Source organism: Cellulomonas sp. (assembly GCF_035634735.1).
Classification (GTDB): domain Bacteria; phylum Actinomycetota; class Actinomycetes; order Actinomycetales; family Cellulomonadaceae; genus Cellulomonas.
On the sequence record NZ_DASQCJ010000074.1, the window covers coordinates 1 to 13,839 of the forward strand.

General features: G+C 76.7%; 11 protein-coding genes and 1 tRNA gene. 7 read left to right on the plus strand and 5 right to left on the minus strand.

Annotated elements, in window-relative coordinates; genetic code table 11:
* The first annotated feature begins 44 nt into the window (after positions 1–44).
* From VER05_RS06840 to VER05_RS06855, 4 genes are all read left to right on the plus strand, one after another.
* Positions 45–461, plus strand: coding sequence for a PIN domain-containing protein (locus VER05_RS06840; RefSeq protein WP_324844633.1), 417 nt, complete (start codon positions 45–47; stop codon positions 459–461).
* A 77-nt stretch (positions 462–538) separates the two neighbouring features.
* Positions 539–1,342, plus strand: coding sequence for an SDR family oxidoreductase (locus tag VER05_RS06845; protein ID WP_324844634.1), 804 nt, complete (start codon positions 539–541; stop codon positions 1,340–1,342).
* Between the two features lie 117 nt (positions 1,343–1,459).
* Positions 1,460–2,191 carry a DUF3800 domain-containing protein gene (locus VER05_RS06850; protein ID WP_324844635.1) on the plus strand — a complete coding sequence of 244 codons (732 nt, stop codon included), beginning with the start codon at positions 1,460–1,462 and terminating at the stop codon, positions 2,189–2,191.
* 146 nt (positions 2,192–2,337) lie between these two features.
* A tRNA-Ser gene (locus tag VER05_RS06855) sits at positions 2,338–2,428 on the plus strand.
* A gap of 98 nt (positions 2,429–2,526) precedes the next feature.
* Here VER05_RS06855 and VER05_RS06860 read toward each other — a convergent pair.
* From VER05_RS06860 to VER05_RS06870, 3 genes are all read right to left on the minus strand, one after another.
* Positions 2,527–3,792 (minus strand): hypothetical protein, encoded by a 1,266-nt coding sequence (locus VER05_RS06860; protein WP_324844636.1) that lies wholly within the window; start codon positions 3,790–3,792, stop codon positions 2,527–2,529.
* Positions 3,789–4,304, minus strand: a complete 516-nt coding sequence (locus tag VER05_RS06865; protein WP_324844637.1) for a sigma-70 family RNA polymerase sigma factor — start codon at positions 4,302–4,304, stop codon at positions 3,789–3,791. The genes VER05_RS06860 and VER05_RS06865 overlap by 4 nt, the downstream gene beginning before the upstream one ends.
* 145 nt (positions 4,305–4,449) lie before the next feature.
* Positions 4,450–6,357: a glycoside hydrolase family 6 protein gene (locus VER05_RS06870; protein ID WP_324844638.1), complete on the minus strand. Its 1,908-nt coding sequence runs from the start codon at positions 6,355–6,357 to the stop codon at positions 4,450–4,452.
* A 157-nt stretch (positions 6,358–6,514) separates the two neighbouring features.
* On the opposite strand from VER05_RS06870, the gene VER05_RS06875 reads away from it, so the two are divergent.
* The gene (locus VER05_RS06875; protein WP_324844639.1) at positions 6,515–7,570 is read left to right on the plus strand and encodes a hypothetical protein; all 1,056 of its coding nucleotides are present in this window, start codon (positions 6,515–6,517) and stop codon (positions 7,568–7,570) included.
* A 39-nt stretch (positions 7,571–7,609) separates the two neighbouring features.
* Here the strand turns inward: VER05_RS06875 and VER05_RS06880 are convergent, their stop codons facing one another.
* A complete protein-coding gene (locus VER05_RS06880) occupies positions 7,610–8,731 on the minus strand; it encodes a hypothetical protein (RefSeq protein WP_324844640.1) in 1,122 nt (373 codons plus the stop codon).
* Positions 8,732–8,821: 90 nt separating this feature from the next.
* Complete coding sequence (locus VER05_RS06885) at positions 8,822–10,717, minus strand: alkaline phosphatase (RefSeq protein ID WP_324844641.1); 1,896 nt, start codon at positions 10,715–10,717, stop codon at positions 8,822–8,824.
* 326 nt (positions 10,718–11,043) lie between these two features.
* Between VER05_RS06885 and VER05_RS06890 the strand changes: the two genes are divergently transcribed.
* Both VER05_RS06890 and VER05_RS06895 read left to right on the plus strand, forming a co-directional pair.
* Positions 11,044–12,849 (plus strand): DUF7507 domain-containing protein, encoded by a 1,806-nt coding sequence (locus tag VER05_RS06890; RefSeq protein ID WP_324844642.1) that lies wholly within the window; start codon positions 11,044–11,046, stop codon positions 12,847–12,849.
* A complete protein-coding gene (locus VER05_RS06895; RefSeq protein ID WP_324844643.1) occupies positions 12,735–13,682 on the plus strand; it encodes a DUF7507 domain-containing protein in 948 nt (315 codons plus the stop codon). The genes VER05_RS06890 and VER05_RS06895 overlap by 115 nt, the downstream gene beginning before the upstream one ends.
* The last annotated feature ends 157 nt before the right edge of the window (positions 13,683–13,839 follow it).

Below are 13,839 nucleotides of genomic sequence, written 5' to 3' on the forward strand. Positions count from 1 at the left end.
GCGGCGTGAGCTGACGACCCGCGCGCCCCGCTACAGTGCGGGGCGTGCGGGTCTACGCCGACGGCTCGGCGCTCCTGCGCTACCTGCCGTTCCCGGACCACTCGGTGGACTGGCAGCGGTGGGCGGAGCAGCACGAGCCGGAACTCCTCGTCACGCCGCTGTCCCTGAGCGAGCTGCGCCACGCGGCCGCCACGGCGCCGGCGCACGTCCGCGCGCGCGCCCACGCCGCCGCGGAGCGGCTGGAGGTCGTCCGGTTCTCGGACCAGGCCGTCGGCGCGGCGGCGATGACGACCGCCGTGCTCTCCCCGTTCGCGTCCCTGCACCTCGGCGTCGCGCTCGCGCACCCCGACGTCACGGCGTTCGCGTCCTACGACGTGCGGCTCGCCTCGGTGGCCGCGATCCACGGCCTGACGGTCGTCTCCCCGGGCCTGCCCGACCGCTGGTGGGACGCCGCGGCCTGAGCGCCGTCGGCCCGGGCCGCCCCGGGTCGCGGCCGCACCTGTCGCGGGGGCGGGCCCGGCCGTCCTACGGTCGGGGCATGACGCAGCTCGACCTCACCGGGCGCACCGCGCTCGTCACCGGGTCCACCCAGGGCATCGGCGCCGCCATCGCCGCCGGCCTCGCGCGCGCCGGCGCGCGGGTGGCGGTCAACGGCCGCACGGCGGGGTCGGTCGACTCCGCCGTGGCCCGGCTCTCCGAGGAGCACGCCGACGGCCCGGGCTCGTTCCTGGCCGCCCCCGGGGACGTCAGCACCGACGAGGGCGCCGAGGCGGTCCGCGCGGTCGTCCCCGACGTCGACGTGCTGGTCAACAACCTCGGCATCTTCGAGTCCCGCCCGGCGCTGGAGATCACCGACGACGAGTGGCGCCGGTACTTCGAGGTCAACGTGCTCGCCGCCGTCCGGCTCACGCGCGCGTACCTGCCGGGCATGACCGCCCGCGGCTGGGGCCGGGTGCTGAACATCGCCTCCGACTCCGCGGTCGTCGTCCCCGCCGAGATGATCCACTACGGGATGTCGAAGACCGCGCTCCTCGCGGTGTCCCGGGGCTTCGCCAAGGAGGCCGCCGGCACCGGCGTGACCGTGAACTCGGTCATCGCCGGCCCGACGCACACCGGCGGCGTCGAGGACTTCGTCTACTCGCTCGTCGACCGGGACCTGCCGTGGGACGAGGCGCAGCGGGAGTTCATGCGCCGGCACCGGCCGCAGTCGCTGCTCCAGCGGCTCATCGAGCCGGAGGAGATCGCGAACCTCGTGGTGTACCTGGCGTCCCCGCTCGCGTCGGCGACGACCGGCGGGGCCCTGCGCGTGGACGGCGGGTACGTGGACGCGATCCTGCCGTGATGGGGGTCGCGCTGGGTGGGTGCTGTTGAGTGGTCACCCGGCCCCGCGCGATCGGCAGGATGCCTCCTGACGGCGGCTCCGGGTCCGGCCCGCTGCGGCGCGACGGACGGGGCGGGTGTGCAGCGACGGGTCGATCGCAGGACGCCCTCCGGGCTGCTGCTCGCGTATGTGGACGAGTCGTACTCACCGCACTGGTTCTCCCTCGGTGCGGTGCTCGGCGACGGCGCGGCGGTCAGGAGGATCGAGACGGGGTTCGACGCCCTGATGGCGCTGTACCACGGTCGGTTCGACCTCGACGCCGGTACCGAGCTGCACGGGTACCCGATGTTCCAGGGCGTGGGGCCCTGGCGCCGCGTGCCTGCTCGGGTGCGGATCAACGTGTACGCGGGGGCGATGCGGGTGGTCGGCGAGTCCGGCGCCCGGGTGATCCTCCGAGGGATCGACGTCGCGCGCCAGAAGGCCCGGTACGCGCACCCCCATCCCCCGCATGAGGTGGCGCTCGGGCACCTGCTCGAGCGGATCGACTCCGCCTCGGACGCGCGGGGCGCCCACACCTTGGTCCTGGCGGACGAGGTCCACAACAGCGAGCGGCACCGGACGAACTTCCGCGACTTCCGGACCGGGGGCACGCCGGGCTACCGGAGCAGTACGTTGTCCCGCCTCCTCGACACCATCCACTTCGCGCCCTCGCACCACTCACGTCTGCTCCAGGCGGCCGACCTGGTGACGTTCCTGTACCGGCGCAGGTGCACGCACGTCGAGAGCGACGAGCGCGCCCGGGCCGCCAACGACCTGATCTGGTCGCACATCGAACCCGTCATCGAGCACGAGCACTGCTGGGAGCCGTGAACGCACGAGAGCCCCGTCCGTCGACGGGGCTCAAGGCAAGGCGGGAGGCCTGTCGGCGTCCTGCCCTCCCACCGTAGCGAGTGCGGAGGTTCGCCGGCCACCCCCATCTCGCCCGGGCCGCCGCTGGTAGGGTCGCCGCGTTCGTGGGAGGGCTGGCTGAGCGGCCGAAAGCGACGGTCTTGAAAACCGTTGGGGCGTCGAAAGGCGTCCTCGTGGGTTCGAATCCCACGCCCTCCGCTCCCGCGCCCAGCCGCCCCGCCGGCGTCAGCCGCCCGGCGGCGTCGTCCGGTCGGGAGCGGCGTCGGCGCGTCGCCGGCGGAAGAGCCGCGACGGGCTCACCAGCCGGCCTCGTACGCCACCCGGAACGGCCCGCCCGCGACGGTGCGCAGCGCGACCGACCCGTCCGCCGCGGTCGCCGGCACCCGGTCCAGGACGTACAGGTCGTACTCCCCGGACGCCGGCTGCGGGTACGGCGGCTCGGGGCAGCCCGTCCACCACTGGAACACCTCGGACGTGAACGACCCGCCGGGGCCGACGTCGAACGGCGTGCCCGTCAGCGCCCCGCCCGCGTACCCGATCAGGTCCGGACCCGTCACGACGGTGCCCGAGTCGTCCACCAGCACGGCGGCGAGCCCCTGCGGCACCAGGCCCGACAGCGCCTCGTCCGACGCCGTCAGCGTCACCGGCAGGTGCAGGCCCCAGCCCCCCGCCTCGGCGGGCGGACCCGCCGCCCCGAACGTCACCGCGAGGTCCGGGTCGGCGGCGGCACGCTGCCACTCCTCGGGCAGCGGCTCGCCGCACACGGGCAGACCCTGGTACCGCTCGGTGGCCTGCTCCGTGGCGCGCGCGGCCGTCTCCGCGTCGGCGTCGGCACCGAGCGCGACCGGCGCGAGCTCGACCGTCTCGTCGGCGTCCGAGGCGATCACGCGAAAGGTCCCGGACAGCGGCTGCCCGGTCCGGCAGTCCTGGGCGGGGTAGAGCCCGTAGGTCGAGAACGAGCCGGGGTTCGTCGTGGACTCGATCTGCGGTAGCTCGCGGGCGGGGTCGTCCCAGAACACGACGGTGCCCGCGTCGTCCAGGAGCAGGACCCGCAGGTCGGACGTGCCGTCGCCCGCGGGCTCGCCGGGGTGCTCGCTCGTCGTCTGGACGGCGCGGAACAGCGTGGAGCCGCCCTCGCCCCCGCGGAACAGGGCGGTGGCCACGTCGAAGGTGCCGGGCACGACCGAGCCCTGGATCTCGACCACGTCGCTGTCGTGCAGCTCGACCACCGGCGCCGTCCCGCACGGCTCGGCGCCGGGCACCCAGCCGGCGACCGGCGCGTCCGGGGCCTCCGTGGGCGTCGCCGACGCGCTGGGGCTCGGAGACGCGGACGCCGTGGGCTGGGCGGGCGCCACCGGCCCGGGCCCGGGCACCGCGCCGAGCGCCACCGCGGCCGCCCCGACGGACGTGGCGGCGAGCAGGGCCGCCGCCACCCCCGCGGTCCGGCGCACGGCGCGCCGCCGGCGGACGCGCCGACGCAGCCCGGCCAGCGGGACGGGGCGCAGCTCGCGGGCCGCGCCGACGGCGATCTCCGCCAGGGTCGCGCGCAGGTCCTCGGTCATCGACGGCCTCCCTCGTGGACGAGCACGGTCTCGGACGGCAGCAGCGCGGCCTGCGGCCCGAGCACCTCGGCCAGCCGGGCGACCGCGTCGCTGAGGTAGCGCTTCACGGTGCCCTCGGCGACGCCGAGCGCGCCGGCGATGTCCCGGACCTGCAGGTCGTCCCAGTAGCGCAGCACGACGCACGCCCGCTGCTGGCGGGACAGCCCGTCGAGCGCCGCCTGCACGTCGCGCCGCTCGGCGACGCGCTCCGCGGGCCCGTCGTAGCTGTCGGCGCGGCCGAGCAGGTGCCGGACCCGGTCCCACTGCCGGCGACGGCGGTACCGGTCGACCCAGGTGGTCGCCATGACGCGGCGCAGGTACCCCTCGGCGGACTCGAGCTCCCGCACCCGCGACCGCGCGAAGGTGGTGACGAGGGCGTCCTGCAGGAGGTCCTCGGCCTCCCGCAGGTCACCCGTCAGCAGGTACGCGTACGCCCCGAGCGCGTCCCCGCGCCGGCGGACCAGCTCCGCCATCAGGTCGTCCGACCTCCCGGCCCGATCCATCCCCACCCCCTGGTGCTGCGACAGCCTCACACACAAGGACGGATGCGGGGGGCGGAACGTTGTGGGCCACGGGGCGCGGATCCGGCCAGGGCCGCGCGCGCCGGACCGCGGGGTGTCACCAGGCGGCGCGGGACGCCAGCCCGAGGGTGTACTCCTCCCAGTACGCGCCGGCGACCGGCCCGCCGTTGCAGGTGCCGTCCGAGCGGCCCACCGTCTTGATCCACAGGTCCGCCACGTGCGGCCCGCCGCTCCCCGTCGCGCCGGGGGCCGCGCCGAGCGCCCGGCCCTCCGGGTTGCACCAGACCGTGCCGCTCGGCCCGGCGAGCGGCCCGGCCCCGTTGCGCGAGGTGTCGACGACGAAGGCCGTGCCGCCGAGGAGCGCCGAGAGGTACGTGCCGTACGCGACCTCGTGCTCGCTGCGCTGGAAGTTCGACACGTTGACGGAGAAGCCGGCCGCACGGTCGACGCCCGCCGCGCGCAGCCGCAGCGCCATGTCCCGCAGCTGCTCGGCGCTCCAGCCGAAGCTGTTGCTGCTGGCCGCGTCGAGGTACACCTCGGCGCCCGCGGCGCGGTACGCCTCGACGGACGCGCGGAGGAGCCCGAGCCGCTGGTCCCGGTCGCCGCACCGGTCGAGGTGCAGCAGGGCGTCCGGCTCGACGACGACGACGGCGCGCGAGCCGCGAAGGCCGGCGGCGACCGCGTCGACCCACGCGCGGTACTCGGCACCCGTCGCGAAGCCGCCGGTCGAGTACGAGCCGCAGTCGCGGTCCGGGATGGCGTAGGTGACGAACACGGGGGTGCGGCCGGCCACGGTCGCGGCGGCGGCGTGGGCGCGCACGGCCGTCGTGCCGTCGGCGGGGCCGAGCCAGCGCGCGGCGCCCCCGCTCGCGGCCTTGTCGAGCAGCGCCGCGTCGGTCGTCCGGCCCGCGGCGCGGGCGGCGGCCGCGGCGCGGGCGACGTCGGACGCGGGGTCCGCGTACGGCGGGGCGGCGGACAGCACGGTGCGGTAGACCCGCTCCGTGCCGCCCGGTCCGCCGTCCGTCGACACGCCACCGCCGGAGCCGGCCCCCGGCCGGGACACCACCGGCAGCGCCGCGGGCAGCGGGAGGGTCACCACGGCGGGCACCCTCTCCGCGACCGGCGTCGGCGACGACCAGACGCTCGCCCCCGCGGTGGAGATCAGGTAGGTCCGCGCGTGCTCCTTGACCACCAGCCGCGCGCCCGGGGAGGCCGCGCCCGCGGACCACAGCACCGCGCCGGCGGGGGAGACCACCTGGAGGTCGCCGCCCGCCGTCACGCGGGCGGACGCGCCGCGGACGGCCGTGCCGGTGCGCCAGGCCACCGCGCCGGCGCGGGTCAGCACGAGGTCGCCGTCCGCGCCCATCGCCAGCCGGACGTCTCCGGTCGCGATCGACTCGCCGGCCAGCAGCAGGCCACCCGACGGGACCCGGTCCGCGGGGGTCGTGCGGAGGGCGGGGCCGTCGGTGGTCGACTTCCAGACCAGGCGGCCCGCGGTGTCCACGGTGTAGAGGACGCCGTCGGGCTTGATGATCGAGCGGGCGCCGGGCGACGCGGCCCCGGTGGACCAGAGCAGGGCGCCCGCCGCGGAGCGCACCTCCAGGGCGCCGGACGCCTGCTGCACGAGCCGCGCGCCCGGGTTGCCGGTGGTCCCGGTGTGCCAGAGCACGGGGCCGGCGCCGAGCCGGACGGTGACGTCCCCGTCGGCGCCCACGGCCAGGGTGTGCGCGCTGCCCACGGCGGCGAGCGACGCGCCAGCACCGATCGCCCGGCCGCTGGTGAGCCGGTCGCCGGCGGTGCTCGCGGTGGTCGCGACCGGGGCGGAGGTGCTCGCGGTGGCCGCGGACGGCGCCAGCACGACCACGACCAGCAGCGCGGCGGTGGCCGCGCGGACGGCGGCGACGAGCGGCCGGGACCAGCGCGCGCCCGTGCGGGGCGGGCGCGGCCGGCGGGGGCCGCGGGGGTCGAGCGGACGGGGCGCGGGCGGGCGTGCGGCGGCAGGCATGGTGGGTCCTCGTCGGGGAACGGCTTTCCCTCCCCATCGACGGGTGCGCGGCGCCGCGGCCCCGTAGGTGCGGGTGAACCGGCACCTAGGTGCCGGTCGTGCGTACGGTCGTGCCCGATCGCACCGGGGGGCCGGGCCGACACCACGGAGGATCCCCATGCCCTCGCTCGCTGCTCGACGCCTGCTCGGCGCGGCCTGCGCCGCCGCGCTGCTCCTGACGGGCTGCACCGCCGGCGGGTCGCCGGACGGGGGCGCGACCGCGGCCGCCGCGCGGGAGCTCGGTCCGCTGGAGGAGTACTTCGCGCGCGTGTACGGCTGGGCGGACGACGGCGAGGCGGGCCTGGACGAGCAGAACGCGGAGTACGAGCGCCAGCAGCGCGAGGTCGAGCAGCTGGTCGCGGAGTGCATGCGCGAGCAGGGCTTCGACTACCTGCCGCGCGAGGACGGCGGCATGGTCGCCGCCAGTGGCGGGACGGACCTGGAGTGGGGCAGCGCCGAGTTCGCCGAGCAGTTCGGCTACGGGATCAGCACCGACCCGAGGGGCTGGGACGACCAGGACGACGCCGTCGCGTCGGAGGACCCGAACCAGGAGTACGTCGACTCCATGTCCGACGCGGAACGCGAGGCGTACTACGCGGCGCTCTGGGGACCGCCCGTCGAGATGGACGAGGACGCGGATCCGGAGGAGTACGAGTACGACTGGACGCGGTCCGGGTGCTACGGCGCCGCCCAGCACGAGGTGTGGGACGACGACGCCGACGAGGAGTTCGCCGGTCTCCTGGACGAGGTGTCCCGGGTCTGGGAGCAGACCGCCGAGGACCCGCGGGTGCGCGCGCTCGACGCCGCGTGGTCGTCGTGCATGGCGGACGCCGGGTACGGCGGGTTCGACGCGCCGAACGAGGCGGCCCCGCGGCTCAGCGAGGAGTGGAACGTGATCCAGGGCTGGGACGACCCCGAGTACCAGGCGCTCCGCGACGGCTGGGACTGGGACGCCGAGCCGGACGGCCCCGGGGAGCCCGAGGTCGACGAGGCCGCCGTGCGCGCGTTCACCGAGCGGGAGATCGCGGTCGCCGTCGCCGACGCCGGGTGCAAGGCGGAGGTCGGGTACGACGACGGCGTCCGGGAGGTCAGCCACGAGATCCAGCAGGAGTTCGTGGACCAGCACCGGGCGGAGCTCGAGGCGTGGGCGGAGGCCGCGGGGCGGGACGACTGAGCCCCGCCCGGACGGTCCGCCCGGCCGCCGCGCCGCGGCTCAGGCCGGCGCGCCCGACCCCTGCGCCCGCGCGACCGCCGCGGCGATCCGCCGCTGCGTCGCCGCCTCGCGCCGCGTGCGCGCCTGCCGGACCGCCAGCACCCCGCCGACGAGCAGCAGCACGAGCGCGACCTGCACCCACGGCACCGCCCAGGCGGACCACGACGCCTCGGCGGCGGCCAGCGCGGCGGTCACCTCGTCGTCGCCGACGACCGTCGGGGTGACGGCGACCGCGCCGCCGAGCCGGACGAGGGGCCACGCCTCGACCTCGACGCTGCCGGCGGCCGCGCCCCCGGGCAGCACCTCGCGCAGCGTCGCCCCCTCGGCGGTCGAGCCCGCCAGCCCGGACGGACCGGCGGCGCTCGCGGACGTCGTCGCGCCCAGCCGGACGTTGCCGGCGTTCGCGACCGTGTACGACACCCGCAGCGTCCCCGGCGCGAACGGGTTCCACGACGGGGTGTAGGCGGCCCGCACGTCCTGGACGGCCAGCGCGGGGGCGAGGTCGCCGGTGACGCGCAGGTGCAGCCGCGCGCCGACCCGGCTGTCCATCGCGACGCCCGCGCCCGCGTCGGTGGCGAGCGCGGCGACGACGCCGGCGGGGTGGTCGCCCGGGGTCGCGTCGGCCGGGACCCGGACGACGAGCGGCAGCGTCACGGCCGACCCGGCGGGGACCTCGACGCGCTGGGTGGCGCCGGGCTCCGCGAGCGTCCCGGCGGCGTCGCCGAGCGCGATCCAGGAGCCGGCCGCCTCGGCGGCGGTGCCGGTCGGCGGCAGGTCAAACTGGCCGTCCGCGGTGACCAGGCCGTCGCCGGCGTAGACCTCGAAGGTCGCCGGGTGGTCGGAGAAGTTGGTGAGCGTGACGTGCTCGGCGACCTCGGCGCCCGGGTCGACGGCGTGCCGGAACGACACCCGGCCGTCGGGGCCCTCCGCGGTCGCGGGCTCGAGCGCCCAGGTGGTGCGGGCGGCGGCCTCGGGGGCGGGCGCGGGCTCGGCGGCGGGCACGGGCTCGGCGGCCCCCGGCGTCAGCGCGGCGGCGGGCGCGGCGGTCGGCAGCGCGAGGGCGGCGAGCAGGACGAGGGCGGCGGACGCCCGGCGGCGTCGCGGGGCGGCGGTGCGCGGCACGGCGGTCTCCAGCGGGTCTCGGGGGTGGGGGGAGGACGGGGCGAGGGCCCGGCGCGCCTGGTCGGGCGGCGCCGGGCCCTCGCGTCGCGGTCAGTCGACCGGGAACAGCGACACGGTGAGCGAGCCGGCGTACTCGCCCGCGCGGGTGTCGACCGGGACCTCGAGGCTCAGCTCGGCGGTCAGGTCGGTGGTGCCGAGGCGGCCGTCCGAGGTCGCCGTCGCGAGGGTCGCCGGCGTGCCGAGGCCCTCGCCACCGCCGAGCACCGTCGCCACCGGGGAGCCGGGCGTGACGCCGGGCTTCGTGGTGAGCAGGCCGGGGGTCCAGCCGAGGTGCTGCGCCCGCAGCACCTGCGAGCCGGTGGTGAGGTCCTGCGCCTGGCCGGAGACGGTCCAGCCGCCGGCGCCCGCCTGGGCGTTGGAGCGCGAGTCGGTCACCGACACGGTCGGCAGCGCGCCGCCGAACCGGAGCCGGTCGCCGACGTTCGCGCCGCCGCCGAGGGCCACGCCCGCGCCGAAGTCCGCCACCGACATCGTGAGGGAGCCCTCGACGTCGCCGGCCTGCGGCACGGTCGCGGTCAGCGGGATCTCGCCGGCCTCGGGGGCGTCCTCGCGGCCCCACGCGGCGAACAAAGCGTTCGCGAGCGCGGTGTTGTCCAGGTACGCGCCGCGCACCGGGTCGGTGCCCGTCGCCGCGGCGGCGAGCCGGTCGGCTCCGGCGCCCTTGGCGAACAGCGGGACGAGCTGGTTGGTGTGGTCGCCGGAGTACCAGCCCTCGTCGGGCAGCTGGCCCTTCGCGCCGGTGATCGGGGTCCAGGTCGGGTCGGACGCGGAGCCGTCGAGGTAGCCGGTCTCGTGGTCCGCGGTGACGACGACGATCGTCTCGTCCCAGGAGGACTCGGACTCGACCCAGTCGACGACCGTCTCGACGGCGCGGTTGAAGTCGACCGTCTCCTCGATGTTGCGGGTCGTCTGGTTGGCGTGGCCGGTCCAGTCGATCGCGCCGCCCTCGACCATGAGGAACAGGCCGTCCTCGTCCTGCTCCAGCACGTTCAGCGCGCCCTGGGTGAGCGTGGCGAGCGACGGGACGTCGTTCTGCTCGACCTCGAACGGCAGCGCGCCGGCGACGTCACCGGACCGGGCCTGCTGCAGCGTGGAGCCGACCTCGACCAGGCCGAACAGCTGCTCGGGGACGTCCTGGCCCGCGGCCAGCGCCTCGAAGTCGGCCGTCTTCTCGACGAGGGTGAACGGCGTCTGGCCGTCGCGCAGCCTGGACCAGGACGACTCGCTCAGGTAGTCGAACCGGCCCGACGACAGCGGCTCGTGGTCGTCGTCGAACATCGGGTGACCGGCACCGATGATGACGTCGAGCGGGCCCGCGAGCATCTCGTCCGAGATGCCGTGCAGGTCGTTGCGGCTCGCGTTGTGCGCGCCGAAGCTCGCGGGCGTCGCGTGCGAGAACTGCACCGAGGTGACGACGCCGGTCGCCTTGTCGAGCTCGGCGGCGCGCTCGGCGACGTTCTTCACGGAGGTGCCGGCGGGGTCGATCCCCAGCACGCCGTTGTTCGTCTTCACGCCCGTGGCGAGCGCGGTGCCGGCGGCGGCGGAGTCCGTGGCGCCGGTGGCGATCCACTCGAAGTCCGACCACGCCTTCGTGGGGTCGTACTCGGCGCGGCCGTTGGCCGAGTGGGTCGACATGCCGACCTGCACCGGGAACTGCTGGAAGACCTGCGAGGCGGTGCCCGGCAGGTGCGCGATCGTCCCCGCCTGCGGGTCGACCTCGACCTGGGCGTATGTGGTGCCGTGCTCGTAGAGCGAGGCGGCGTCGATGTGGTTGTAGCCCATGCCGTCGCCGATCAGGACGATGACGTTCTTGGGGCCGGGGGCGGGGTCGGCAGCGACCGCGGGTGCGGCCGAGGTCAGGGCGACGGCGGCGGCGAGCGTGCTCGTCCCGGTGAGCGCGAGCCACCGGCTGGGTCGTCGGGTCATGATCTCTTCTCCGTCGGATCGAGGCGGGCGGTCACCCGCGTCCCTCGACCCTCGGCGCCGCCTGTGACGTGTCAGTGAACTTCCGGAGAAACCGGACGGAACAGACAGATCGCCCAGGGGTGGGTGACGGCCTCCGCGCCCGGGGCCGCCGCACGATCGCCGACCACTGATCGGCGCGCTCGGCACCCAGCACCCCCGTCGACACGCCGGGTCCGCTACTCATCGGAGCCGCCTTTCCGTACTGCCCGGTACGGAAAGGCCTCGCGCGGCGGTGTCATGCCGACCGAACGACGGCACAGGAGCCGTCCGGCGGGAGGACACCGGCCATGTCACGAGTCATCCGGCGTCGAGCACGGCGGGCGCTGGTCGCGTCCGCCGCCGCGGTGGTGCTGGCGGGTGGTGCGGTCGGCGGCGCGGCCGGCCCCGCCGCGGCGGACGAGGGCGACCCCGGCGGGTCGCTGCTCATCACCGAGTCGTTCGCGGGGGCGGCGGTCGACGACCCGCGCGTGCACCCGCTCGGCGCGGCGTGCCTGACGGGGGCGGCACCCGGGTCGGCACCGCCGGCGGGCGCGTCCGGCCTCGGGCCGTGCGACGAGGCGGGGTCCGGCCCGCCGCTCGGCACCGAGCCCGGGTACCTGCGGCTGACCGGCGACGTCCTCACGAGCGCGGGTGCCGTCGCGCTCGACCGTGCCGTGCCCGCGTCCGCCGGGCTGGTGGTCGAGCTCGACACGTACCAGTACCAGCGGCGGTCGGGCGAGGGTGCGGACGGCATCGGGATCGTCCTGGTGGACGGCGCGTACGAGTTCACCGAGACGGGCGCGGTCGGCGGTGCGCTCGGGTACGCGCCGAGCGCCGAGACGCCCGGGGTCAGCGGCGGCTACCTGGGAGTCGGGCTCGACGTCTACGGCAACTTCGCGTTCGACGACAACGGCCGGGGAGTCGGGTGCGACACCGCCTCGCCGTACCGCTCGAAGCAGGCGAACTCGGTGACCGTCAGGGGCCCGGGCGAGGGGCACGAGGGCTACTGCTGGCTCGCCACCACCTCGCTGAGCCAGGCCACTCAGCGGCTCGACGTCGCGAACCCGTACGGGACCGAGGCGGCGGTGCGCGCGGATGCCCGGCGCAACGTCCGGGTCGCCATCAGCACGGACGAGTACCCGGTGGTCACGGTGGAGATCGACTTCACCGGCACGCGGACGGCGTACGAGACGGTGCTGACCGCGACCATGACCGAGCCCGCGCCCGCGACGTACAAGCTCGGCCTGGTCGGCTCGACCGGCGCGTTGCGCGACGTCCACCTGGTCGGCGAGGTCGAGGTCCGCACGATCGAGCCGCTCGGCAGGATCGACCTCGTGACCCAGGTCGCGCAGGACGGCGCCGCCGACGGCGGGTACCGGACCGGCGACACGGTGCCGCTGGAGTACGTCGTCACCAACACGGAGGCCGACGCGCTGACCGACGTGGTCGTGACCGACCCGCTCGCGGGCGAGGTGTGCACCGTCGACCGGCTCGGGCCGGCGGGGACGGGCACCGGGTCGGCCACCTGCTCCGCGGACGTCGTCGTCACCCCGGCGCACGCCCGGGCCGGTGAGCTGGTCTCCGACGCCGCGGTGACGGCCCGGACGTCGGACGGCGGGGAGGTGTCGGCGGCGGCCGGTGAGCTCCGGGTGCCGGTGGTGGGCGTCGCGGCGCTCGCGGTCGAGGTCGGCTGGCAGGTCGGCGCGGGCGCGGCGGACGAGGCGCGGCCGGGCGAGGAGGTGCACCTGACGTACGCCGTGACGAACACCGGCGAGGTCGACCTGGCCGACGTCGCCGTGCACGAGGCGCTGGGCGTGCCGGTCACCTGCCCGGCCGGGGCGCTCGCGCCGGGGGAGGACCTCGTCTGCGCCGCGGACCAGCCGTACGTGGTGACGGACGACGACGTCCTGGACCCCGGGGGCGTCGTCGCGACGGCGACCGCCACCGGTACGCCGCCCGCGCACGCCGGCCCCCGGAGCCCGCGGTCGGCCGGGCGGTGGTGCCGGTCCGGGACTGGGTCGCCGCCCTCGCGCTGGAGATGCGCGCCGAGGTGGTCGGCTCGGCTGACGGCGTCGCCGGCCTGGGCGACCGGATCCGGTACGCGTTCACGGTGACGAACCCCGGCGAGCTCGCGGAGTACGACCTCTGGGTCGAGCACCCGCTGTCGGACGACGAGGTGGCGTGCGAGGCGCGGACGCTGGCGCCCGGCGCGTCGACCGGGTGCGTCGCGGCGACCGAGTACGCGGTGACCGAGGCGGACCTGCTCGCCGGGTCCGTCCGGAGCGCGGCCCTCGCGCACGCGCACCCCGAGGGCCGGGGCGACGTGCCGGCCCCTGCGGAGGTGGTCACCGCGACACGCGCGCCGGCGGCGGCGCTGGACCTCGCGATGGTCGCGGTGGTCGACGACGCGGAGGGCGTCGCGACGCCCGGGACGGACGTCTGGTTCGCCTTCGAGGTGACCAGCACCGGGACCGTGACCGTCCAGGACGTCGCCGTCGCCGGCCCCGGGCTGCCGCCCGTCGGGTGCGACGCGACCACGCTGGCGCCCGGGGCGTCGACGACCTGCCGGACGACCGCGCCGTACGTCGCGACCGCGCAGGACGCGGCGGCGGGCGGGGTCGGGTTCGCGGCCACCGTGACCGGGACGCCGCCGGCCGGGGTCGCCCTGGAGCCGGTGACGCGCGAGGTGGTCGTGCCGGTGCGGGCGGTGGACCCGGACCCGGAGCCGGGGCCCGAGCCCGAGCCGGGGCCCGAGCCGGGGCCGGAGCCGGGGTCGTCCAGGCCGCTTCCGGAGTGGTACCGGAAGACGTCCTCCAGCGTCGGCGGCGGCAGGGCGGTCTCGCCGGACTCCCGGCGGTGCTCGATCAGTTCGGCCTTGAGCTCGGCGGGCGTGCCGAGCGCGCGGAGCCTGCCGAGGTGCATGAGGGCCAGCCGGTCGCAGCGCTGATCGGCCTCGTCCATGGAGTGGGTGGTGACCAGCACGGTCATCCCGGTGCCGGTCCGGATCTCGGTGATGCGGTCCCAGACGCTGTCGCGCGCGATCGGGTCCAGGCCGATGGTCGGTTCGTCCAGGATCATCAGGCGGGGTGCGCTGACCAGGGCCC

Coding starts and splice junctions, on each gene's coding strand:
- VER05_RS06845 (WP_324844634.1), top strand. CDS start 539: ATGACGCAGCTCGACCTCACCGGGCGCACCGCGCTCGTCACCGGGTCC.
- VER05_RS06860 (WP_324844636.1), bottom strand. CDS start 3,792: ATGACCGAGGACCTGCGCGCGACCCTGGCGGAGATCGCCGTCGGCGCG.
- VER05_RS06865 (WP_324844637.1), bottom strand. CDS start 4,304: ATGGCGGAGCTGGTCCGCCGGCGCGGGGACGCGCTCGGGGCGTACGCG.
- VER05_RS06870 (WP_324844638.1), bottom strand. CDS start 6,357: ATGCCTGCCGCCGCACGCCCGCCCGCGCCCCGTCCGCTCGACCCCCGC.
- VER05_RS06875 (WP_324844639.1), top strand. CDS start 6,515: ATGCCCTCGCTCGCTGCTCGACGCCTGCTCGGCGCGGCCTGCGCCGCC.
- VER05_RS06885 (WP_324844641.1), bottom strand. CDS start 10,717: ATGACCCGACGACCCAGCCGGTGGCTCGCGCTCACCGGGACGAGCACG.
- VER05_RS06890 (WP_324844642.1), top strand. CDS start 11,044: ATGTCACGAGTCATCCGGCGTCGAGCACGGCGGGCGCTGGTCGCGTCC.